This is a genomic window from Ancylobacter sp. Lp-2 (assembly GCF_020523795.1).
Classification (GTDB): domain Bacteria; phylum Pseudomonadota; class Alphaproteobacteria; order Rhizobiales; family Xanthobacteraceae; genus Ancylobacter.
The window spans coordinates 283,015-305,648 of sequence record NZ_JAJALI010000007.1; the positions used below are offsets into that span (position 1 = coordinate 283,015).

A 22,634-nucleotide genomic window follows, 5' to 3' on the forward strand; every position below is an offset into this window, starting at 1 on the left:
TTAGAATTCGATCTCGTCGTCGGCGCCGGGGCCGTCGTCGCGGGCGGCCATGAGGTCGTCGTCGCTCGCATAGTCGTCGAGCGCGGGAGGAAGCTCCGCCGTGGTGCGCACATCGACGATCTTGGCGCCGGGAAAACGCGAGAGCACCGCCTCCACCAGCGGGTTCGCCTGCACGTCGCTGAGCAGGGTCTCGCGGGCGGATTTCGCTTGTTCCGCAACGGTTTGCTCGCCTTCTTCACGCGAGAGCGCCACCAGCCAGCGCCGGCCGGTCCAGTCGCTGAGCTTGTTCTGCAGCTCGGTGAGAAGGCCGGGGCCGGCTCCCGCAGTGAGGGCGATTTCCAGCTTGCCATCCTCGAAGGCGACCGGCCGGACGTGATTCTCCAATGAAAACTTGAGCTTGAGGTCACGACGGGTGGAGGCGAGGGCCACCAGATCCGCCATGGTCTCGATGCGGATGCCCGGCATTGCCTCCGCCGGCCGCTCGGCCGGGCGGGGCGTCTCGGTGCGGCTGGCCAGCGCCAGATGCGAGGCCGGTGCGGTGTACGATGCGGCCGACGGCGCCATCGCGGTGGCCGGTGAGGCCAGTTGCCTCGACATCGGGGCCGATTGCAGTGCGGCGGCCGTCGCCGGCCCGGATGAGCGCGCTTGCGGTGCCGAAGTGGGAGCGCCGGAGGAGGGAGTACCGGAGCGGGGCGAGGGGGCCTCGCCGCCGCCGGGAGCGCCTTCCATGTCGCGCAGCTTGCGCAGCGCCTCGTCCGGGGTCGGCAGGTCGCTGGCATAGGCGAGGCGGACGAGCGCCATCTCGGCCGCTTGCATCGGCTTGGCCGCCTGCTGCACCTCGGCGAGGCCCTTGACGAGCATCTGCCAGGCGCGGGCCAGCACCCGCATCGACAGCCCCTCGGCGAGCGCGCGGCCGCGCACCCGCTCGGCCTCGACCAGCGCCGCGTCCTCGGCCGTCTGCGGCAGGATCTTCAGCCGCGTCACCAGATGGGTGAACTCGGCAAGGTCGGCGATCACCACCGCCGGATCGGCGCCGGTGTCGTACTGCTCGCGCAGCTCGACCAGGGCGTTGCCGATGTCGCCCTTCATCAGCGATTCGAACAGGTCGATGACCCGGCCGCGATCGGCGAGGCCCAATAGCGAGCGCACCTGCTCGGCATGCACCGTGCCGCTTCCATGCGCGATGGCCTGGTCGAGCAGGGAGAGCGAATCGCGCACCGAGCCTTCCGCCGCGCGGGCCACCAGGCTGAGCGCCTCGGCATCGATGGTGACGCCCTCCGCCTCGCAGATACCGCGCAGGTGATGGGCGAGCACGCCGGAATCGATGCGCCGCAGGTCGAAGCGCTGGCAGCGGGAGAGCACCGTCACCGGCACCTTGCGGATCTCGGTGGTGGCGAAGACGAACTTCACATGCTCCGGCGGCTCCTCCAGCGTCTTCAACAGTCCGTTGAAGGCCGCCGTGGAGAGCATGTGCACTTCGTCGATGATGAAGACCTTGTAGCGCGCCAGCACCGGCTTGTAGCGGGCCGCCTCGATGATCTCGCGCACGTCGCCGATGCCGGTGTTGGAGGCGGCGTCCATCTCCTGCACGTCGACATGGCGCGATTCGATGATATCGCGGCAGTGGCGGCCGAGCTCGGGCATGTCGAGCGTGGGGGCGCCGCCACCCGCCGGACCGTCCATCGGCTCGTAATTGAGCGCGCGGGCGAGAATGCGGGCGGTGGTGGTCTTGCCGACCCCGCGCACCCCGGTGAGGATATAGGCCTGCGCGATGCGGCCCGAGGCGAAGGCGTTGCGCAGCGTGCGCACCATCGCCTCCTGCCCGATCAGATCCGCGAAGGTCTGCGGCCGGTACTTGCGGGCGAGCACCCGATAGGGCGTCGCCGCGCCGGCAGCCGTTACGCCGCCCGCCGGGGCGAGGCCGAGGCCGGGCATCGCGTCGTCGTCTGGCATCGCGTCGTCGTCGGGTAGGTCGGGGCGATCCGCGCTCATGGAGCCTTCATAGCATCGCGGGGGGACGGGAATGCAACGCCGCCGGATCGGGGGACGGAAAAAACCGGGGAAGGCGGCCGGCCGAGGGGCGGCGAGGGAGGACCGACGTGCGCCTACGGTGGACCACGGCGGTGGCCCGCAGGCGACGGTTCTCGATGTGCGGGGAGCGCCCGGCAGCGACGGGCGAAAGCAGGGTGGGAGGCTGACATGCGACCCGAGACGGGCTCGTTGGGGCTGCTTCCTTCCGGATCTGACCCGGTTGGCGAGTGGCTCGTCCACCGCCAACCTCCCGGCGCCTATATCGGGCAGATGCGCGTGCGATGCAAGGGGGAGGGGCGCCGGTGCGCCAATGTCGCGTACCGCATGCCGGCGCTCGGAAGGTTCGGTCGAGCGACATCGCGAAGTTGTGCGTCAACAGCTGGACGGTAGGGACGCCGCTCGGCACGCGGGCATCGGTCAGTCGTCAGGCGGCGCCGGCGCGCCGGGTCCGCCACGAGCGGAAACCAGCCCAGGTCTGTTGCGTATCCCTCGCGCCGGGCGCGCGGCATTGAGAGAGCCGCAGGCACGGTCGTTGGCCGCAAGCTTCTGGAATAGATTGTATTTTCGGTGAGCCGGCTCGGCCGGGAAGATAATCTGCCCGTCAAGCGGCCGAGTGCCGCCCAGACTTTGCCAGAATGCGGTCGGGTACGGGCCCGTTCTACCGGGATCGGCAGGGGACGTTGGCATGGCCGCCTGGGCCGGTGGGCGCGGCGATGCGCGCCGTCGGCATGGCCCCGCGCGCGGCGAGCCGCTATAGAGGGCGCGCAGGGAGGACGGGGCAGCGAATGGACGACATGACGACTTCCGACGGTTTCACCCTCGACGCCCGGCTGGCGGCCGACACCTTCCCCATCGTCGAGCTTCGGCGCTCGACGCTGCTGTTGATGAACGACGCCCGCTATCCCTGGCTCATCCTGGTGCCGCGCCTTCCCGATGCGCGCGAGCTGATCGACCTCGACCCGGCGACCCGCGCGGTGGTGATGCACGAGCTCGACCAGGCGGCGCGGGCGCTCAAGCAGCTGACCTCCTGCGACAAGCTGAATGTCGCGGCGCTGGGCAACATGGTGCCGCAGCTGCACATCCACATCATCGCCCGTTTCGCCACCGACGCCGCCTGGCCGAACCCGGTCTGGGGTCGCGGCGCGCCGGTGCCCTATGCCAGCGCGGCGGCGCAGGACCTGATCGCGCCGCTGAAGGCCGCGCTGGAGGACAGAAGTTGAGCGCAGGAGACGGCGTGAGCCTAGGGGATCTCGACACCACCGGGCTGGGGGAGTGGCCGCATCTCGGCTACAGCGCCTTCCGGCTCGACCGGGCCAGCGACCGGCGCGCCCGCATGCCGGAATTTCTTGCCGACCCGCGCGCCCGCGCCTGCCTGATCGCCGGCGAGACGGTGGTGCTGGCGCGGCGCGGCGAGGGACCTCACGGGGCCATGTTGCCGCTCGCCGAGGCGGCGGCGCTGGGCGGGCGCACCGCCGAGGCCTGCCTGCTCGGGCTCGACGGAGAAGGCGCGGTGCCGCACATGGTGCTGCCGCTGCACGCGGCCTCGGCCGGGGCGCTGGCCGAGCGGGAGGAGTTGCTGCTCACCGATCTGCGCTCCATCGCGGTGCAGGGGCTGGTGTCGCGCGAGGAACTCGCCGAGCTCGCCTGCGCCAAGGCGATGCTGGCCTGGCACGCCCGGCGCAGCTTCTGCTCCAATTGCGGCACCCGGCTGGAGGTGGCGGAGGCCGGCTGGCGGCGCGAATGCCCGCATTGCGGTGCGCAGCACTTCCCGCGTACCGACCCGGTGGCGATCATGCTCACCATCGACGGCGACGAATGCCTGCTCGGCCGCTCCGCCCGCTTCGCGCCGGGCATGTGGTCGTGCCTCGCCGGCTTCGTCGAGCCGGGCGAGACCTTCGAGGAGGCGGCGCGTCGCGAGACCCTCGAGGAGGCCAGTATCCGCACCGGGGCGGCGCGCTATCTGTGCTCGCAGCCCTGGCCGTTCCCGATGTCGGTGATGATCGGATTCCATCTTCAGGCGGCGAGCCGGGAGATCCGCATCGACGACAACGAGCTGGAAGGCGCGCGCTGGTTCCACCGCGACGAGGCACGGCTGCTGCTCACCCGCACCCATCCGGACGGGCTGGTGGCGCCGCCGCCGATGGCGATCGCCCACCACCTGATCCGCGCCTTCGTCGAGGGCCGCGACCCGCCGGCGGGGTGAGGGGCGGCCAGATCGAACCGGCCGGGCCAGAAAGCGTTTGACCAGAAAGCGCTTGACCTGGAGTGCGCTCCAGCACCTAGACAGGTGGGCGTCGTGACGGTTCGGGTGAGAGATGAAGATTGGCGACCTCGCGCGGCGCAGCGACCTGTCGGTCGATACGATCCGTTATTACGAGCGGATCGGACTGTTGCCGACCGCCATGCGCGACGGTGCGCGCCAGCGGCAATATGACGTGTCGATCCTGGCGTGGATCGAGTTTCTCGGGCGGCTCAAGGCCACCGGGATGCCGATCCGCGACATGGTGCGCTATGCCGAGCTGCGCGCGCAGGGCGATGCCACCGCCGGCGAGCGGCGCGAACTGCTGGCCCGCCACCGGGCGAGGGTCCGTGCGCATGTCGACGATCTCCTCGCCTGCCTGACCGTCCTCGACTCGAAGATAGCCGGCTATGCCGGCGCTGGCAGCGAGGAGCCCTCCGATGACGCAGACCGTTCCCACGACGCAGACGACGAACCCATTCACCGAGGGCGGTGACGCCGGGATCCGTGATGGCGGGCCCGGGGCTCCGCACCGCCCCGCCGATCGCTTCGAGGCCGGGTGGCGGGCGCTCGCCCGCATCGATGGTGAGGTCGGCGAGAAAGTGGTGGCGGCGCTGGCCGGCATCGCTCCCGATTTCGGCCGGCTGCTGGTCGAATTCCCGTTCGGCGACATCTACACGCGGCCGGGCCTCGACCTGCGCGCCCGCGAGATCGCCACCATCGCGGCCTTGTGTGCGCTCGGCAATGCCGGCCCGCAGCTCAAGGTGCATATCGAGGCCGGGCTGAATGTCGGCCTCGCGCGCGAGGAGATCGTCGAGATCCTCATGCAGATGGCGGTCTATGCCGGCTTCCCGGCGGCGCTCAACGGCCTGTTCGCGGCGAAGGAGGTGTTCGCCGCCCGCGATGCCTAGCCCTCGCGCGTCAGCCTTCCCGCGTCCAGGGGCGGAAATGCTTGGAAAGCTTCAGCCCCTGCGCCTGGTAGTTGGAGCCGAGCCCCTCGCCATAGAGCGAGCGCGGCTTGGCCAGCATCCGCTCATAGACGAGGCGGCCGACGATCTGGCCGTCCTCCAGGATGAACGGCACCTCGCGCGAGCGCACCTCCAGCACCGCGCGGGCGCCGCCATGCGCGTTGTCGCGCCCGCCCGCCGCCGCATGGCCGAAGCCGGGATCGAAGAAGCCGGCATAGTGGACGCGGAACTCGCCGACCAGCGGATCGAACGGCACCATCTCCGCCGCATGGCTCGGCGGCACGTGCACGGCTTCCTTGGAGGCGAGGATGTAGAAGGCGTCGGGATCGAGCACCAGCTCGCGCCGGCCGCGCGTCACCAGCGGCTCCCAATAGTCGTCGACGTCGCACTGGGCGCGCTTGTCGACGTCGATCAGCCCGGTGTGGCGCTTGGCGCGGAAGCCGAGCAGGCCGCCGAAGCCGGCGCCCGACAGATCGACGCTCACCGCGATGCCGCCGCCGGCGACGTCCGGCTGCGGGGTGTCGACGAGGCGCTCGGCGGCGTTGAGCGCCACGGTCTCGGCCTCGCCGAGGCGGGCGTCGCCACGGCGGAAGCGGATCTGCGACAGCCGCGAGCCCTTGCGCACCAGGATCGGGAAGGTGCGGGGGGAGATTTCCAGATACAGCTTGCCGGCATAGCCCGCCGGGATGATGTCGAAGGAGCGGGCGCGGTCGGCGATGACGCGGGTGAACACGTCGAGCCGGCCGGTGGAGCTCTTCGGGTTGGTCGAGGCGGCGATGCCCTCGGGCAAGGCGAGGGATTCCTGCAGTTCCACCAGATAGACGCAGCCGGTCTCCAGCACCTCGCCCCCGGCGAGATCGAGGCGGTGCAGGGCGAGCCGGGACAGCCGGTCGGCGACATCGGCGTCGGCGCCGGGCAGGAAGCTGGCGCGGATCCGCCAGGCGGTGTCGCCGAGCCGCAGGTCGAGGCTGGCCGGCTGCACCTGGTCGGCGTCGAAGGGCGAGGCCGTGCGGATGGCACCGGCGGCGTTGAGCGCGACGATGGCGTCGTCCGGCAGGATGCCGTCACCCGTTTCGGGCAGACCAAGTTGGGACACGCTTCGTTCTCGCATTTACAGAGTGTCAACGCTCGGGGCACATCGCGGGCGGACCCGGTTCCCGCAGGCTGACGCCTGCGCAGGGTTCGGTCTTTCCACCCGGTGTGGATTTTCTACACACCCGCTTTAGCCGACCACCCGCGCTACGCCAAGCGCGGCGAGGCCCCGGTCGCCTTTCGGATGAGAACATCCGCCTTGACGGCGCGCGCCGTATGGGAGTAATCCCGGCATACCACGTGGTCATTTGAAGCCGACCGGCTTGCCGCCACGCTAAACAAGGTTGCTAAAAAGGTCGGGGCCGCGCGGCGTGTGCGCGTGGGCGACCCCGGTCTATCGATGAACCCGGAGCCGCCGAATGTCTGAAGCCCCCACCGAAAAGCTGACCGCCGCCGAGATCGCCGAGCTGCGTCCCGATACCCGCCTCGTGCATGGCGGCATCCTGCGCTCGCCCTTCGCGGAAACCTCCGAGGCGCTGTTCCTCACCCAGGGCTATGTCTATGACACCGCCGAGCAGGCCGAGGCGCGCTTCAAGGGCGACGATCCGGGCTTCATCTATACCCGCTACTCCAACCCGACCACGGCGATGTTCGAGGCCCGCCTCGCGCTGCTGGAAGGCGCGGAAGTGGCGCGCGCCACCGCCTCCGGCATGGCGGCGGTCACCTCGGCCATGCTGTGCCAGCTGAAGGCCGGCGACCATGTGGTGGCGGCCCGCGCACTGTTCGGCTCCTGCCGCTATGTGGTGGAAGAGCTGCTGCCGCGCTTCGGCGTGACCACGACGCTGGTCGACGGCACCGACCTCGCCGCCTGGCAGGCGGCGGTGACGCCGGAAACCCGCGTGTTCTTCCTGGAGAGCCCGACCAACCCGACGCTGGAGCTGGTCGACATCGCCGCCGTGGCGAAGATCGCCCATGCCGCCGGCGCCCGGCTGGTGGTCGACAACGTGTTCGCCACCCCGATGCTGCAGAGCCCGATCGCGCTCGGCGCCGACATCGTGGTCTATTCGGCGACCAAGCACATCGATGGGCAGGGCCGCTGCCTCGCCGGCGTGATCCTGTGCTCGCAGCAGTTCCTCACCGACCATCTGCAGACCTTCCTGCGCCAGACCGGCCCCTCGGTGTCGCCGTTCAACGCCTGGGTGATGCTGAAGGGGCTGGAGACGCTGCCGCTGCGCGTCGAGCGCTCGCAGGCGAGCGCGGTGGCGCTGGCCGACCGGCTGGCCGGCGAGGCGAAGATCGGCAAGGTGATCTATCCCTACCGCGCCGACCATCCCCAATACGAGCTGGCCAAGCGGCAGATGCGCGGTGGCGGCACGCTGGTGACCTTCGAGGTGGATGGCGGCAAGGCCGGCGCCTTCCGCTTCCTCAACCAGCTGAAAGTGGTGCGCATCTCCAACAATCTCGGCGACGCCAAGAGCCTGGTGACGCATCCGGCGACCACCACCCACCAGCGCTTTGCCCCCGAGGCGCGGGCGGAGATGGGGATCTCCGACGGCATGGTGCGCCTGTCGGTCGGCCTCGAGCATGTCGACGACCTCACCGACGACATCCGCCGCGCGCTGAAGGCGGTCTGAGGGGCGGGCGGCCAGCCCGCGCTGGAGGGGAGGCGGCCATAGGGGAGTGGCTCGAGGCTTCCCGGCCGTGTCCCCCTCACCGACCTGCTGCGCAGGTCACCTCTCTCCAACGGGGAGAGGAAAAGCAAATGGGGGACGCCTTCCGCCGTGTCCTCCTCCCGAACGCCAGTTGCAAGAGAGGATGCCTCCCTCTCCTGGGGGAGAGGGAGGGGTGAGGGGGCTTCGGCACCACCCGAGGTCGTGCCCCCTCAGCGACCTGCTTCGCAGGCACCTCTCCCCAACGAGGAGAGGGAAGGCAGGTGTGGTGTGCCTTCCGCTGTGTTCTCCTCCCGAACGTCGGTTGCAGGAGAGGATGCTCCCTCTCCCCGCATCGAACTCGGCTGTTGGCGAGTTCGATCTCGTGAGGGTCGGATCCGGCAACCGCCTAGGTCCTGAATCCGCTTTTTTTGTAAGCTCAAGCACTTCAGACGGGTCGCCACGCGCTTCGACAAGCTCGCAAGGAATTTCCTCGCCGCCGTCATACTCGCATCCACCCGCCTATGAATCAGAACTTATGAGTCCACAGACTAGGTCGACGGAGAGGGATGGGGTGAGGGGTCTTCGGCGTCTCCCGAGGTCGTCTCCCCTCAGCGACCTGCTTCGCAGGCACCTCTCTCCAGCGGGGAGAGGGAAGGCAGGTGTGGTGTGCCTTCCACCGTGGCCTCTTCCCGAAGGGCCGTCGCAAGAGAAGATGCTCCCTCTCCCCGCATCGAACTCGGCTGTGGCGAGTTCGATCTCGCTGAGGGGCGGATCCGGCAACCGCCTAGTCCGACGGAGAGGGGTGGGATGAGGGGCCTTCGGTGCCACCCGAGGTCCGTCCCCCTCACTGACCTGCTTCGCGGGCCACCCCTCCCCAACAGGGAGAGGAAAGTGAGGTCGGGCGGCAGGCTTTCCCACAGTACGCCCGCGCATTCCGCGCGGGCGTTCGCGGTCGCCTTCCGCCGCCGCCTCGCGATCACCTTACGCCCGCCGTCCACCGGCGCCTTCCCTTGCGGCCTTGCTCCGGCCGTGCAATCGGCCTTCACTGGCGGCGCCGGATTCGAGGAGAACGGGCATGTACAGGGCGACCACGCGCGGCGTGCAGGTGACGGTGACGCCGCGCTTCACGCCGGAGCGCTCCGATCCCGCGCGCAGCCAGTATTTCTGGGCCTACACCATCGAGATCGTCAATCTCGGCGCCAGCACCGTACAGCTGATGACCCGCCACTGGATCATCACCGACGCCCTCGGCCGGGTGCAGGAGGTGCGCGGCGCCGGGGTGGTGGGCGAGCAGCCGGTGCTGCCGCCCGGCGCGCATTTCGAATATACCAGCGGCGTGCCGCTGCCGACCTCCACCGGCTCGATGGAGGGCAGCTACGGCCTCGTCGACGAAGCCGGCGCCGTGTTCGACGTCGAGGTGCCCGGCTTCTCGCTCGACATGCCCGGCACCGCGCGCACGCTCAACTGAATGCCGGGCCCGGCCCGGAGGTTGCCGCTTCCGGCGCATCGGGGAAGCGGCTATGCTCGCTCTCCGTGCAACCCGCCGTGACGAGCCGAGTCCTCGCTTCCGTGATCGATTTCCGACCGATCGCCGCCGTACTCGGCGTGCTGCTGGCCGTGCTCGGCACCTCGATGATGATTCCCGCCCTGGTCGACGTGCTGGCGGGGGAACGCGACTTCATCATCTATGCCGCCACCGCCGCCATCACCGTGTTCGTCGGCCTGTCGCTGTGGCTCGCCGGACGCACCGGCGAGGTGGAGTTGCTCGGCCTGCGCCAGGCCTTCGTGCTGACCACGCTGAGCTGGGTGCTGCTGTCGTTCTTCGCCGCCATTCCCTTCATGTGGTCGGAGACCCGGCTGTCCTTCGCCGACGCCTATTTCGAGGCGATGTCCGGGTTGACCACCACCGGGGCGACGGTGATCGACCATCTCGACGACCGGCCGCCGGGGATATTGATCTGGCGCGCCTTCCTGCACTGGTATGGCGGCATCGGCATCATCGTCTTCGCCATGGCCTTCCTGCCGATGCTGCAGATCGGCGGCATGCAGCTGTTCCGGGCGGAATCCTCCGACAAGTCGGAGAAGGTGCTGCCGCGCGCCGCCCAGCTCGCCAAGGGCATTCTCGGCACCTATGTGGCGCTGACCTTCATCTGCGGGCTCGCCTACCTGCTGGCGGGCATGGACGCGTTCGACGCGCTCACCCATGCGATGTCGACCATCTCCACCGGCGGCTTCTCCACCCACGACGCCTCGATCGGCTACTTCCACAGCGCCGCCATCGAATATGTGGCGATCGTGTTCATGATCGCCGGCTCGCTGCCCTTCCTGCTCTATGTGCGGGTGCTGGCCGGCGACTTCTCGCGGCTGTTCGCCAATACCGAGGTGCGGCTGTTCCTCAGCCTCATCGTCGTCTTCACGCTGGTCTCGATGTTCGAGCAGGTGCGCGGCGGCATCGCCGAGGGCGAGACGGCGCTGCGCCACGCGCTGTTCAACGTCGTGTCGCTGATGTCGACCACCGGCTTCGTCGTGGTCGACTTCACCCATTGGGGGCCGCCGACCGACGCGCTGTATTTCCTGCTGCTGTTCCTCGGCGGCTGCACCGGCTCGACCTCCGGCGGGCTGAAGACCTTCCGCATCGCCATTCTCGGCTCGGCGCTGGTGCAGCACCTCAAGCGCATCGTCTACCCGAACGGCGTGTTCCCGGTGCGCTATGGCGGGGCGCCGATCGACGACGCGGTGGTCGCCTCGGTGCTGTCCTTCGGCTTCCTCTATCTCGGCGGCTTCGCGGTGATCGCCATCGCGCTGAACTGGATGGGCTTCGACCTCGCCACCGCGCTGTCCGGCGCCATCACCGCCATCGGCAATGTCGGGCCGGGCATCGGCCCGCATATCGGCCCGGCGACCAATTTCGCCGGCCTGCCGGACAAGGTGATCTGGATCATGTCGTTCGGCATGCTGCTCGGGCGCCTCGAACTGTTCACCGTGCTGGTGCTGTTCCTGCCGAGCTTCTGGCGCCGGTGAGGATAGCGACCGTTACGGACTTGCCGTGAACCGCGTGATACCGTCTATGCTCGGGTGGATCGACGAAGCGGGAATCCGGGAGCGCTCATGCTGGCAGGCCGTACCACCACCGAGGAATTGCTGGCCTATCTGGTGGGCTTCGACACCACCAGCCGCAATTCCAACCTGCGGCTGATCGGCTTCGTGCGCGACTATCTGGAGGCCTTCGGCGTCGCCTCGGTGCTGGTGCCGAGCGCTGACGGCGAGAAGGCCAGCCTGTTCTGCACCATCGGCCCCGAGGGCGTCGGCGGCGTCTGTCTCTCCGGCCATTCCGACGTGGTGCCGGTGGACGGCCAGCCCTGGACCACCGACCCCTTCACCCTGACGCCGAAGGACGACCGCCTGTACGGGCGCGGCTCCTGCGACATGAAGGGCTTCGTCGCCGCCTGCCTCGCCAAGGTGCCGGACATGGTGGCGTCGCGGCTGTCGACCCCGATCCACATATTGGTCTCCTATGACGAGGAGTTGGGCTGCACCGGGGTGATCCCCGCCGTGCGCAAGCTTGGTGTCGACCTGCCGCTGCCGCGCGCGTGCATCGTCGGCGAGCCGACGCTGATGAAGGTGGTGGACGCGCACAAATCCGGCACCGGCTATGTGACGACGGTGACCGGCCGCGAGGCGCATTCCTCCATGCCGCAGCTCGGCGCCAACGCCATCTTCGCCAGCGCCGAGCTGATCGCCGAGCTCGACCGGCTGCGGGCGGAGCTGGTCGAGGCCGGCGACGCCTCCGGCCGCTTCGATCCGCCGAGCTCGACCCTGCAGGTGGTGGGCATCGAGGGCGGCACCGCCGGCAATATCGTGCCGCGCCGCTGCGTGGTGAAGTGGAATTTGCGCGGCCTGCCGGATTTCGACGAGGAGGCGCTGGTCGCCCGCTTCGAGCGCTTCGCCCGCGAGGTGGTGCTGCCGAAGCTGCGCGCCGAGGCGCCGGAGGCGGAGATCGAGACCCACTTCACCTACCGGGTGCCGCCGCTGGCGCCGCAGCCGGGCTCGCCGGCCGAGCTGATGGCGCTGCGGCTCGCCGGGCAGAACGGCACCTTCGCGGTGTCCTACGGCACCGAGGGCGGGCATTTCCAGGCGCAGGGCGTGCCGACGGTGATCTGCGGTCCCGGCTCGATCGACCAGGCGCATAAGCCGGACGAGTTCATCGAGGTGGCGCAACTGCGCGCCTGCGAGCGGTTTATCGACGGGCTGATCGCCGAGTGTGCCCGGTAGGAGAGCGGCTCGGGGCGGGCCGCCCCGGGGAACGCGGCGAGCCGAGAGGCTGGTCGGCAACGGTTTTCCTTTCGACTGACTTCATCCTGAGGTGACCGGCGGCAGCCGGGCCTCGAAAGGATGCTCGTCCAGATGCGGGCGCAGCCGGAGACCCATCCTTCGAGGCTCGCGGCGCTCGCACCTCAGGATGAGGACGCTTCATAAAGGAAAAGGCGAAACGCGGTTTGCGTGATCCCGGTCGCTTGGGACCTGCCTTTCCGCTCCCCGTCGGGGAGAGGTGGCCGGCGAAGCGGGTCGGTGAGGGGCCCTAGCGATTTGGAAGCCCCGAAGACCCCTCACCCAGCCCTCTCCCCGACGGGGAGAGGGAGCGCGGCGCTCCCGGAGGCTCACGCGATCCCAGACCGGTCCTGCGGACCGTCCGGCATGACGATTGAACGGGCGCGCCGGCTCGCGTCTCGCGAGCGCTGGCTCACGCCTCGTCGGCGGCGGCTTCCGGCTCTTCCGGGCCGACGATCTCCTCGGCCTTGAAGCCGTAGGAGCGGCCGCAGAACTCGCAGGTGACGACGATCTTGCCGTCCTCGACGAGGCTCTCGCGCTCCTCGCGGGAGAAGTTCGCCAGCACGCCGGTGACGCGCTCACGCGAGCAGGAGCACTTGGCGACCACGTTCTCCGGTTCGAACACCCGCACGCCGCGCTCATGGAACAGCCGGTACAGCAGCCGCTCGGCCGACAATTCGCCGTCGACCAGCTCGACATCCTCCAGCGTGCCGACCAGCGACTGGGCTTCCATCCAGGAATCGTCCTCCTCCGACACCGGCAGCTCGCTGCCTTCCGGCGCGTCGCCCGGATGCAGGTCGACCGGGCGGATGCGGCCGCCCTCGGTCGGCAGGAACTGCACCATCAGCCCGCCGGCCCGCCAGGACGAGGCGGCATCGCCCGGATGCACCTCCTCGGCCACCGCGAGGCGGACGCGGGTGGGGATCTGCTCCGACTGGGCGAAATAGCGGTGCGCGGCATCCTCGAGCGTGCCGCCCTCCAGCGCCACGATGCCCTGATAGCGGTTGACGCTGAGCCCCTGGTCGATGGTCATGGCGAGATGGCCGCTGCCGAGCAGCCGGCCGCTGTCGACCGGCTGACCGTGGCCGAGCTCGGCCAATAGTGCCTCAAGCCGCCCGGCATCGAAGCGGGCATAGGCCCGCACGTCCTGCGGGGCGGTGAAGTCCACCACCAGCAGGTCGACCGGCCCGTCGGTGCGGGTCTGCAGGATGAAGCGGCCGGAGATCTTCAGCGTCGAGCCGAGCAGCACGGTGAGCGCCACCGCCTCGCCGAGCAGCCGCTTGACTGCCGGCGGATAGACGTGGTGCGCCATGACGGCGTCGAGCGCGGTGCCGAGGCGCACGACGCGACCGCGCACGTCGAGGCCGTCGACGTGGAAGGGAGTGACCTGGTCGTCCACCGGCTCGGCGAGCGGGCCGCGGGAGGTCAGATCGGGATCGGGGGTGGGGATGGAGTGTGTCATGTCGCCCGCCGATATAGGTGCGAAGGTGGCATTGCGCGAGGGGCGGAGGCCCGCGTCCCTCGCATGGCCGGGCTCGTGCCCGGCGCTGAAACCAAGAGGCGCCCCGCAGGGCGCCTCGCACGTCGAACTCGCAGCCTAGATCGAGGCGCCGTCGAGGCACCAGGCGAGGATGCCCTTCTGCGCGTGCAGCCGGTTCTCCGCCTCGTCGAACACCACCGATTGCGGGCCGTCCATCACCTCGTCGGTGACTTCCTCGCCGCGATGCGCCGGCAGGCAGTGCATGAAGATGGCGCCCGAAGCCGCCCGCTTCATCAGCGCGCTGTTGACCTGGTAGGGCTTGAGCAGGTTGTGGCGGCGCTCGGCCTCCACGTCGCCCATCGACACCCACGTATCGGTGACGACGCAGTCGGCGCCCTCGACCGCCTCCTCGGCGCTGGTGCCGAAGCGCACGCGCGCGCCGGTCTTCTTCACCCAGTCGGTGAGCGCGGCGCGGGGAGCCAGCTCCGGCGGGGTGGCGACGTTGAGCGCGAAGTCGAAGCGCTCCGCCGCCTGTACCCAGGAGGCCAGCACGTTGTTGGCGTCGCCGGTCCAGGCGACGGTGCGGCCCTGGATCGAGCCCTTGTGCTCCTCGAAGGTCATCACATCCGCCATGATCTGGCAGGGATGGCTGTCGCGGGTCAGGCCGTTGATCACCGGCACGGTGGCGTGCGCGGCGAGTTCCTCGAGCGCGGCATGATCGAGGATGCGGATCATGATCGCGTCGACATAGCGCGACAGCACCTTGGCGGTGTCGGCGATGGTCTCGCCGCGGCCGAGCTGCATCTCGGCGCCGGTGAGCATGATCGTCTCGCCGCCGAGTTGGCGCATGGCGATGTCGAAGGAGATGCGGGTGCGGGTGGAGGGCTGGTCGAACACCATCGCCAGCACCTTGCCGGCAAAGGGCTTCTCCAGCGCCACCTTCTGCCGGCGCTTCTTCAGGTCGTGCGAGAAGCGCATGAGGTCGCGCAGCTCGCCGGCGGGGAGGGCGTCGAGGTCGAGGAAGTGCTTCACGCTGCTCTTGCTACCGTTGTTGCTCATGCCGCCGCTCCCTTGGACGCGGCCAGCGATGCCTCGATGCGCGCGCAGGCCGCGTCGAGCTTGGTGAAGGCGGCCTCGATTTCCTGGTCGCCGATGTTCAGCGGCGGCAGCAGGCGCACGACGTTCTCCGCCGCCGCCGGGGCGAGCATGTGCTCGGCCCGCATGGCGGCGATGAGGTCGCCATTCGGCACCAGCGTGCGCAGGCCGATGAGCAGGCCCTCGCCGCGCACCTCGGCGATAACCGCCGGGTGGCGGTCCTTCAGCTCGGCGAGACGCTGGCGCAGCCGGGCGGTGGTCGCTTGCACCTGATCGAGGAAGCCGTCGGCCAGCACCACGTCGAGCACGGCATTGGCGACGCTCATGGCGAGCGGGTTGCCGCCATAGGTCGAGCCGTGGGTGCCGAGCGTCATGCCCTTGGCGGCCTCTTCCTTGGCGAGGCAGGCGCCGACCGGGAAGCCGCCGCCGATGCCCTTCGCCACCGCCATGATGTCCGGCGTGATGCCGGCCCATTCATGGGCGAAGAACTTGCCGGTACGCCCGACGCCGCACTGCACCTCGTCGAGGATGAGCAGCAGGCCCTTCTCGTCGCACAGCGCGCGCAGGGCGCGCAGGAACGGCCACGAGGCCGAGCGCACGCCGCCCTCGCCCTGCACGGGCTCGATGAGGATGGCGCCGGTCTCCGGACCGATGGCGGCCTTCACCGCCTCGAGATCGCCATAGGGCACCTGGTCGAAGCCTTCCAGCGCCGGGCCGAAGCCTTCGAGATACTTGGCGTTGCCGCCGGCCGCGATGGTGGCCAGCGTGCGGCCGTGGAACGCGCCCTCGAAGGTGACGATGCGGCTGCGCTCCGGCGCGCCGTTCACGTAATGGTACTTGCGCGCCATCTTGATCGCGCATTCCAGCGCTTCCGCACCGGAATTGGTGAAGAACATGGTGTCCGCGAAGGTCGCCTCGACGAGACGGCGCGCGAGCTTCTCGGCGCCCTCGATGCGGAACACGTTGGACAGGTGCCACACTTTGCCGGCCTGCTCGGTCAGCGCCGCGACGAGGTGCGGATGCGCATGGCCGAGGACGTTCACCGCGATGCCGGCGGTGAAGTCGAGATATCGCTGTCCGTCCTTGGTGAAGAGCCAGGCGCCTTCGCCACGCTCGAAAACCAGGTCGACACGACTATAGGTCGGCAGGACGGGGTCGATCACCTGCCCCTCCTCTATTGATGACGGCTGTTGAAAGCCTGGGCCCAAAACGAAACGTGCCGCCCTTGCGGGGGCGGCACCCGATGCAGCGGATTTTAAAGCAACGCCGCCGGGGGTCAACATGGCCAGTCAATATGACAGGCCGACAACGAGGCCCCGGCAATAAAAGGCCGGCGGCAGGGGATGCCGCCGGCCTCTGGGGTAGGGTGCGGGTCGGGCCGGGGCTCGACCCGTGGCCTCACTCCTGCTCGTCTTCGAAGATCCACAGCTCCAGTGTCGGCTGCGGCTGGCCGGCGCGGTCGGACATGCCGAGGAAGCCCGGCACGCGGCGCTTCTGCTCCGGCGTCAGCGCGGCCACCAGGGGCTTGGCGGCGGCGATCACCGTCTTGAGGTCCTCCGCCCGCGCCGCTTCGGCGTCGGCGAGACGCTCCAGCACCACGAGGAAGTCGGTCGCCGGCTCGGCGGTGGCGCGCGCGGCGGCGCGGGCGGCGCCGTTCTTCGCCGCCTGGCGGATGGCGGCCTCCACCGGGTCCCAGAGCCTGGCCTGGTCGGGGGTGAGGCCGATCACCGTCTTCAATGCGATCAGCCGGGCGTCGAGCACCGCCTGGGCGTCGGCCTCGGTATAGAGGTCGACCACCGGCGGCGGCGCGTCGGCGGCCGGGGTGGTCTGCGCCAGGACGGGGCCGGCCAGCAGGGCGGTGACGGCGAGGGCGGCCATCGGGGCGAGGCCGGAAAGGCGGGCAAGGATACGTGTCATGCTGGGTCTCCGCTCAGGCCGGGTTCACTGCCAGCCGCCATCGGGCAGGCGGCCATGGTAGGGCGTGTCGCGGCAATGGCCCCAGGGCCCGCGCCACCAGCCGGGAGGGCAGCCATTGCCGTAATAGACCGGGGCGCCGGGCGGCACGGCATAGCCGCCGCCGGGCAGCGGGCCGGTATAGGGCGTGTCGCGGCAGCCGCCCCACGGGCCGCGCCAGGCGCCGGGGCCGCAGCCCTGGGCGACCTTGGTGACGAGGGCGTCGGGGGCGGGCAGCGTCGCGGCGATCGGGGCGGCCGAGGCCGGCATGGCGAGGAAGGCGGCGGCGGCGAGCACGGCGGAGGCGATCAGGCGGGAGGCAACAGGCCGGGAAGTACGGTGGGCCGGCGCGGGGGCGGCGGCGTTTGGATGCGGCGTCATCGGCTTCTCCATCAGGCGCAAATCAGGCGGCGCCATGGATGCATGCCGGGCCAGCCGGAACAATGCCCCGGAAGGGGCACAGGATCATTTCAGAGCCGTTCCAAACCGGACCGTGATCGGGCGGGCCGGACGTGCCGAGTCAAGTCGCTGATCCGACTCACATCCTTAACCAAGTGTTGCGCTGCGGACTCTCAACTGGGGAAAACGATCGTTTCGGCTCTGAACGGACTGGGCGAGAGTCTACGCATATTGTAGCCTCACGACCGTCAGATACGACATCTCGTGCGGCGGCAAATTCCATCGTGGCGTCTGCGGCAATAATCCGGCCGATCCTGTTCGGCCGGAAGGCTGTGGGATTTTGCCCGTACGGTCGATGAGCCCAAGGAGTAACAGCGATGAACTGGACGGACGAGCGCGTCGAGCTCCTCAAGAAATTGTGGTCTGAAGGCCTGTCCGCCAGCCAGATCGCTGCCGAGCTCGGCGGCGTGACGCGCAACGCGGTCATCGGCAAGGTCCATCGCCTCGGTCTCTCCGGCCGCGCCAAGGCGGCGCCCGCTCCGGCGGCCCGCCCGCGCAAGCCGCGCCCGGTGGTGGCCGTCGCCGCGCCGTCCCGCCCGATGGTCGCCGGCAACACCGCGCTTGCCCCGGTGCTGCGCCCGGTGATCGAGATCGAGCCGGAGGAACTGCCGGATCCGGTCGCCAACGTCATCCCGATGGCCGATCGCTGCACCATTCTCGACCTGACCGAGTTCACCTGCCGCTGGCCGGTGGGCGAGCCGGGCAAGGGCGACTTCTATTACTGCGGCAGCCGTACCAAGACCGGGCTGCCCTATTGCTCCTATCACTCGCGTATCGCCTATCAGCCGGTGCAGGACCGCCGTCGCGACCGCCGCGTGGCGCGCTGACGCGCTCGCACGGCGGCGGCTTTCGCCGGCTGCCGTGAGCGGCCCGACGAAGCCGGCCGCGTGAAACCGGCTCGCCCGGGGCGGACATTGGCGCGGACGTGGATCGGCACCATATTGGAGCGCCTCCACCTCGGGCCGAGCATGCTGTTTCGAAGGCCATCGACCACCCGCACTGAGACCCGGACGCCCGCGCCGCGCGAGGCGACCTCGCTGGCACTGCGCGTCGATGGGCGCGAGGTGGTCGTGACGCTGCGCCGCGACGCGCGGGCGCGGCGCTACACTCTGCGCGTCCGTGCCGCGACCCGCGACGTGGTGCTGACCATGCCCGCGCGTGGCAGCCTGAAGGAAGCCACCGCCTTTGCCGAGCGCCATACCGGCTGGATCGCCGTCCGCCTCGCGCAGTTGCCGGTGGTCGTCGCCTTCGAGCCGGGCGCGACGGTGCCGCTGCGCGGCGTCCCCCATCGCATCACGCATCGTCCGGGCCAGCGCGGCACCGTCTGGGCGGAGGTCGATGCCGAGGGCGCGGCCCGGCTCTGCGTCGCCGGGGAGGCGGCGCATGTGGCGCGCCGGGTCGCCGATTTCCTCAAGCGCGAGGCGCGACGCGACCTTACCGAGGCGAGCCGGCGCCATGCCGCGGCGCTCGGCGTCTCGATCAGCCGCATCACCCTGCGCGACACCGCCAGCCGCTGGGGCTCCTGCTCCTCGACGGGGGCGCTGTCCTATTCCTGGCGGCTGATCCTCGCCCCGCCGGAGGTGCTGGACTATCTCGCCGCCCATGAGGTGGCGCATCGCCGCGAGATGAACCACGGCCCGCGCTTCTGGGCGACGGTGGACCGCCTGTTCCCGAGCCGGCACGAGGCCGAGGCGTGGCTGAAGCGGCGCGGGGCCGAGCTGCACCGTTTCGGCGCCGAGACGGCCTAGGTCGTGAGCTCATAAAGGTTGCCGGTTAGGTGAGAGGCTGATCCAAGGCTCGGGAAAGGACCCTTGGATGGCGCGCTACGACCTGAGCGAGGCCGAGCGGCGGGCACATCGAGCCCCGGTTGCCGAACAAGCCGTGCGGGGTGCCCGGGTTGACGGGCGTCGTGTGATCCGCAGGATATTCTACGTGTTGCGGGCGGGCTTGCCATGACGGGATCTGCCGAGCCGCTGCGGCCCTCCACCACGGTCCACAATCGCTACGACGGATGGGCGAAGGCCGGCGTCCGGCTGAAGCTATCCGAAGCTCCGGCAGCGAAATCACCTCAGTCTCTCCACCTCATCGGCAGTTCCATCATCCGGCCCACCAGCATGCCGCCGGCGGAAGAAAGGGCCCCCGGATCACGCCATTGGCCGTTCTCGTGGAGGACCGAGCTCCAAGATCAACGCCTTGGAGAACCAGGACGGGCTGTCGCTCTGGATCCTGCTCTCGGCCGGCCAAGCCTCCGACAAGGCTGCCGTCGTGCCCTCATCGGCGGCCTGCCGCCAGCGCAAGCTCTCGTCGCCGACCGAGGCTGTGACGCTCAGGCCATTCTCGACCGGGTTCGAGATCGTGGAGGCCGCGCCCACATCCCGACCCAGCGCGACCGGAAAATCCAGCGCTCCGTCGACCCGGTCATTTACCGTCAACGCAACCAGATGGAGCGCTTCTTCTGCAAGCTCGAACACTTCAGACGCGTCGCCACGCGCTTCGACAAACGCGCAAGGAACCTCCTCGCCGCCATCCTGCTTGCCTCATCCCGCATATGGCTCAGGACTTATGAGTCCGCGACCTCGGGCATTTTTGAGCGAAGGGGGGACCGGTTCGTGTGAAGAAAATGCGTATTGACAAAACGTAGGGCAATTCCGGTGAACTGGAATTCGCCGGAACTGCTCTAGCCGGGGCCAAGCACCGAGCCGCCGCCGGCCTCAGCCGCCGAACAGCTTGTCGAGCAGCCAGTTGTCGATGGTGGCGGGCTTGCGCTGCGCTTGCGGGCCGCCGGTGACCACCGGCTCCTCCGGCACGTCGCCGGGCGGCAGGTTGGAGGGCGCGATCTGCGGCTGCTCCATGCCGGCGCCGGGCAGCGGCACCGGCGGCACGTCCTTATGCGCCGCCTTCATCACCTGGCTCCACACCTCCACCGGCACGCCGGCGCCCGAGGCCTTCTTGGTCGGCGAGGAATCGTCGTTGCCAAGCCAGACGGCAGCGATGAGCCGGCCCGTATAGCCGATGAACCAGGCGTCGCGGTAATCCTGGCTGGTGCCGGTCTTGCCCGCCACCGGCCAGCCGGGCAGGTCGACGCGCTTGGCGGTGCCGGTGAGCACCACCTGCTGCAACATGCGGTTCATCATCGACACGTGCGGTGGCGCCATCACCAGGCCGCGGTTCGGCGAGGGGGCGTTGTAGAGCAGCTTGCCGCTGGCGCTGTCCTTCACCTGCTGGATCACATGCGCGGCGACGCCGAAGCCGCCATTGGCGAAGGGCGCATAGGCGTCCGCCATCTCCAGCACCGAGACTTCCGAGGTGCCGAGCGCGATGGAGGCGTTGGGTTCCAGCTTGGAGGTGATGCCGAGGCGCTGGGCGGTCTTCACCACCTCGGGCGGCCCGACCTCCAGCGCGAGGCGCACCGCCACCGTGTTGAGCGACAGCGAGATCGCGGTCTTGAGGTCGACCGGCCCGCGATATTCGCGGCTGAAATTCTCCGGCTTCCAGCCCTTGATCTGGATCGGCGCGTCCTCACGCACGCTCTCCGGGGTCAGGCCGCGCTCCAGCGCGGTGAGGTAGACGAACGGCTTGAACGACGAGCCCGGCTGGCGGCGCGCGGTGACCGCGCGGTTGTACTGGCTCTCCTCATAGGAGCGCCCGCCGACCAGCGCCTTGACCCCGCCATCGGTGTCCATCACCACCAGCGCGCCCTGCTCGACGCCGAGCTTCTTGCCGTTCTTGGCCAGCGCGTCCTTCAGCGCCTTGTCGGCCACCGCCTGCAGCGACATGTCGAGCGTGGTCTGCACCACGATGTCGTGCTCGATCGACGGCAGGATGGTCTTGAGCTGGTCGGCGACCCAGTCGGCGACATAGCCGGCGACGTCGGAGGAATTGTTCTTCGCCACCGTCGCCGGCTTGGCGAGCGCCGCCTGCTCCATGTCGGCGGAGATGAAGCGGGCGTCGACCATGGCGTCGAGCACGACGGCGGCGCGCTGCTGCGCGGCTTCCAGATTGCGGGTCGGCGCCAGCGAGGAGGGCGACTTGACGAGGCCGGCGATCATCGCCGCCTCGGCGAGGTTCAGGTTCCGCGCGGACTTGTTGAAGTAGCGCTGCGCCGCCGCCTCGATGCCCCAGGCGCCGGCGCCGAAATAGACGCGGTTCACATAGAGCTCGAGGATCTCGTTCTTGGAGTATTTGGTCTCCAGCCAGATCGACAGGATCAGTTCCTGGATCTTGCGCGAGAGGGTGCGCTCCTGGGTGAGGAACAGGTTCTTGGCGAGCTGCTGGGTCAGCGTCGAGCCGCCCTCGCGCAGCCGCCCGGAGGTGAGGTTGGTGACGAGCGCGCGGCCGAGGCCCATTGGGTCGATGCCGAAATGCGAGTAGAAGCGCCGGTCCTCGATGGCGACGAAGGCCTGGGGCACGAAGGGCGGCAGCGCGCGCAGCGGCACGGCCGAGCCGCGCATCTCGCCGCGGGTGGCGATGGTCTTGCCGTCGGCGGCCTGAATGATGATGGTCGGCGGCCGCTCGGGAATGGCGAGGTTCTGGATCGGCGGCAGCTGGCTCGCCTCGTAGAAGATGAGGCCGGCGACGCCGACTACGCCCCAGATGCCGAGCACGAAGCACCAGTAGAACAGCCGGGACATGAGGCCGCGACGCTTCGGGCCGCGCCCGCGCCCGCCGGAGGAGGCGCGGGAGCCGGCGCTGCCCTTGCCGGAGGATCCCTTGCCGGACGAACTGCCCGACTTGCGCGAGGAAGAACCGCCATTGCGGGCCATGGTGGTGGGACGGTCGTCGGGCGACAGGCGCAAGTCGCCGTGAGCCGTCGATGCGCTCAGCACCGGCTCGCGCCGTTCCCTCTCGCCACTACGTCCTGCCATGCGCGCGGATTGCCCCCGAAAACCGCCGGTAAACGAAACCTAAACCGTGGCGGTTAAACGTGGGGTTAAGGGCGAAATCGCGGCGCGCCATTATTCTCAACAGGTTGCGCCGGAAGCGTTCCCTGCCATTCCCATGGGGCATGCCCGCGTGAGCGGCGGTCGTCCGGTGCCGGCCGGGGTCAGTGCGCCACCGAGTTCGAGAACAGGCTGACGGTGACGACGCCGGCGAGGATCAGGCTGAGGCCGATGATCGCCGGCAGGTCGAGCGGCTGCTTCAGCCACAGCCAGCCCGCCGCCGACACCAGCACGATGCCGATGCCGGTCCAGATCGCGTAGGCGATGCCGGTCGGCAGCACGCGCAGCGCCAGCGACAGGAAATAGAAGGAGATGCAGTAGCCGACCAAGGTGATCACCGTCGGCACCAGCCGGGTGAAGCCCTCGGTCGATTTCAGCGTCGTGGTGGCGATCACCTCGGCGGTGATGGCGATCAGCAGATAGACATAGGTGAGCAGCATCGGGGTTCCGGCGGGC

General features: G+C 69.5%; 20 protein-coding genes, 1 other RNA gene, 1 pseudogene and 1 riboswitch. Of the genes and pseudogenes, 12 read left to right on the plus strand and 10 right to left on the minus strand.

The genetic code is table 11. The features are described from left to right. Both LGR54_RS18455 and ffs read right to left on the minus strand, forming a co-directional pair. Complete coding sequence (locus LGR54_RS18455) at positions 1–1,992, minus strand: DNA polymerase III subunit gamma/tau (RefSeq protein ID WP_370638227.1); 1,992 nt, start codon at positions 1,990–1,992, stop codon at positions 1–3. A 194-nt stretch (positions 1,993–2,186) separates the two neighbouring features. Then, an RNA gene (gene ffs, locus LGR54_RS18460) (signal recognition particle sRNA small type) lies at positions 2,187–2,282 on the minus strand. A 543-nt stretch (positions 2,283–2,825) separates the two neighbouring features. Here ffs and LGR54_RS18465 point away from each other — a divergent pair. The 4 genes from LGR54_RS18465 to LGR54_RS18480 all read left to right on the plus strand — a co-directional run bounded on the left by LGR54_RS18465 (position 2,826) and on the right by LGR54_RS18480 (position 5,181). Continuing rightward, positions 2,826–3,251, plus strand: coding sequence for an HIT domain-containing protein (locus LGR54_RS18465; protein WP_230363435.1), 426 nt, complete (start codon positions 2,826–2,828; stop codon positions 3,249–3,251). A gap of 14 nt (positions 3,252–3,265) precedes the next feature. Continuing rightward, a complete protein-coding gene (nudC, locus tag LGR54_RS18470; RefSeq protein ID WP_230363436.1) occupies positions 3,266–4,234 on the plus strand; it encodes an NAD(+) diphosphatase in 969 nt (322 codons plus the stop codon). Positions 4,235–4,346: 112 nt separating this feature from the next. After that, positions 4,347–4,766: a MerR family transcriptional regulator gene (locus LGR54_RS18475; RefSeq protein WP_230363437.1), complete on the plus strand. Its 420-nt coding sequence runs from the start codon at positions 4,347–4,349 to the stop codon at positions 4,764–4,766. Further along, positions 4,711–5,181 (plus strand): carboxymuconolactone decarboxylase family protein, encoded by a 471-nt coding sequence (locus LGR54_RS18480; RefSeq protein ID WP_230363438.1) that lies wholly within the window; start codon positions 4,711–4,713, stop codon positions 5,179–5,181. Before LGR54_RS18475 ends, LGR54_RS18480 begins: the two co-directional genes overlap by 56 nt. Before the next feature lie 10 nt (positions 5,182–5,191). On the opposite strand, the gene LGR54_RS18485 is transcribed toward LGR54_RS18480, so the two are convergent. Then, complete coding sequence (locus LGR54_RS18485) at positions 5,192–6,334, minus strand: 2'-deoxycytidine 5'-triphosphate deaminase (protein WP_230363439.1); 1,143 nt, start codon at positions 6,332–6,334, stop codon at positions 5,192–5,194. 226 nt (positions 6,335–6,560) lie between these two features. Beyond that, positions 6,561–6,642, plus strand: a riboswitch (SAM riboswitch). Between the two features lie 47 nt (positions 6,643–6,689). On the opposite strand from LGR54_RS18485, the gene LGR54_RS18490 reads away from it, so the two are divergent. The 5 genes and pseudogenes from LGR54_RS18490 to argE all read left to right on the plus strand — a co-directional run bounded on the left by LGR54_RS18490 (position 6,690) and on the right by argE (position 12,194). Beyond that, positions 6,690–7,904, plus strand: a complete 1,215-nt coding sequence (locus tag LGR54_RS18490; protein ID WP_230363440.1) for an O-succinylhomoserine sulfhydrylase — start codon at positions 6,690–6,692, stop codon at positions 7,902–7,904. A gap of 438 nt (positions 7,905–8,342) precedes the next feature. Next, positions 8,343–8,447, plus strand: a pseudogene (locus LGR54_RS18495) (IS5/IS1182 family transposase); the annotation flags it as partial. Between the two features lie 550 nt (positions 8,448–8,997). Next, on the plus strand, positions 8,998–9,390 hold the full coding sequence (gene apaG / locus LGR54_RS18500) for a Co2+/Mg2+ efflux protein ApaG (RefSeq protein ID WP_230363441.1): 393 nt from the start codon (positions 8,998–9,000) through the stop codon (positions 9,388–9,390). Between the two features lie 101 nt (positions 9,391–9,491). Then, positions 9,492–10,943 carry a TrkH family potassium uptake protein gene (locus tag LGR54_RS18505; RefSeq protein WP_230363442.1) on the plus strand — a complete coding sequence of 484 codons (1,452 nt, stop codon included), beginning with the start codon at positions 9,492–9,494 and terminating at the stop codon, positions 10,941–10,943. An 87-nt stretch (positions 10,944–11,030) separates the two neighbouring features. Beyond that, positions 11,031–12,194, plus strand: coding sequence for an acetylornithine deacetylase (gene argE, locus LGR54_RS18510; RefSeq protein WP_230363443.1), 1,164 nt, complete (start codon positions 11,031–11,033; stop codon positions 12,192–12,194). A 469-nt stretch (positions 12,195–12,663) separates the two neighbouring features. On the opposite strand, the gene LGR54_RS18515 is transcribed toward argE, so the two are convergent. The 5 genes from LGR54_RS18515 to LGR54_RS18535 all read right to left on the minus strand — a co-directional run bounded on the left by LGR54_RS18515 (position 12,664) and on the right by LGR54_RS18535 (position 17,049). Next, the gene (locus LGR54_RS18515) at positions 12,664–13,713 is read right to left on the minus strand and encodes an Hsp33 family molecular chaperone (RefSeq protein WP_230363444.1); all 1,050 of its coding nucleotides are present in this window, start codon (positions 13,711–13,713) and stop codon (positions 12,664–12,666) included. Positions 13,714–13,848: 135 nt separating this feature from the next. Then, a complete protein-coding gene (gene argF / locus LGR54_RS18520) occupies positions 13,849–14,790 on the minus strand; it encodes an ornithine carbamoyltransferase (protein ID WP_230363445.1) in 942 nt (313 codons plus the stop codon). Continuing rightward, positions 14,787–15,989: an aspartate aminotransferase family protein gene (locus LGR54_RS18525; protein ID WP_230363446.1), complete on the minus strand. Its 1,203-nt coding sequence runs from the start codon at positions 15,987–15,989 to the stop codon at positions 14,787–14,789. Before LGR54_RS18525 ends, argF begins: the two co-directional genes overlap by 4 nt. A 235-nt stretch (positions 15,990–16,224) precedes the next feature. Then, the gene (locus LGR54_RS18530) at positions 16,225–16,743 is read right to left on the minus strand and encodes a Spy/CpxP family protein refolding chaperone (protein ID WP_230363447.1); all 519 of its coding nucleotides are present in this window, start codon (positions 16,741–16,743) and stop codon (positions 16,225–16,227) included. A gap of 24 nt (positions 16,744–16,767) precedes the next feature. Further along, on the minus strand, positions 16,768–17,049 hold the full coding sequence (locus LGR54_RS18535; protein WP_370638183.1) for a GCG_CRPN prefix-to-repeats domain-containing protein: 282 nt from the start codon (positions 17,047–17,049) through the stop codon (positions 16,768–16,770). Positions 17,050–17,555: 506 nt separating this feature from the next. Between LGR54_RS18535 and LGR54_RS18540 the strand changes: the two genes are divergently transcribed. From LGR54_RS18540 to LGR54_RS26085, 3 genes are all read left to right on the plus strand, one after another. After that, the gene (locus LGR54_RS18540; protein ID WP_230363448.1) at positions 17,556–18,065 is read left to right on the plus strand and encodes a GcrA family cell cycle regulator; all 510 of its coding nucleotides are present in this window, start codon (positions 17,556–17,558) and stop codon (positions 18,063–18,065) included. 141 nt (positions 18,066–18,206) lie between these two features. Then, entirely contained in the window at positions 18,207–18,986 is a 780-nt protein-coding gene (locus tag LGR54_RS18545; protein ID WP_230363501.1) for a M48 family metallopeptidase, read from the plus strand. A 366-nt stretch (positions 18,987–19,352) separates the two neighbouring features. Next, positions 19,353–19,853, plus strand: a complete 501-nt coding sequence (locus tag LGR54_RS26085) for a transposase (RefSeq protein ID WP_370638235.1) — start codon at positions 19,353–19,355, stop codon at positions 19,851–19,853. Between the two features lie 96 nt (positions 19,854–19,949). Here LGR54_RS26085 and LGR54_RS18555 read toward each other — a convergent pair whose 3' ends face one another. Both LGR54_RS18555 and LGR54_RS18560 read right to left on the minus strand, forming a co-directional pair. Continuing rightward, complete coding sequence (locus tag LGR54_RS18555) at positions 19,950–22,103, minus strand: transglycosylase domain-containing protein (RefSeq protein WP_230363450.1); 2,154 nt, start codon at positions 22,101–22,103, stop codon at positions 19,950–19,952. Positions 22,104–22,282: 179 nt separating this feature from the next. Next, on the minus strand, positions 22,283–22,618 hold the full coding sequence (locus LGR54_RS18560; protein ID WP_214011070.1) for a multidrug efflux SMR transporter: 336 nt from the start codon (positions 22,616–22,618) through the stop codon (positions 22,283–22,285). Positions 22,619–22,634 lie beyond the last annotated feature (16 nt).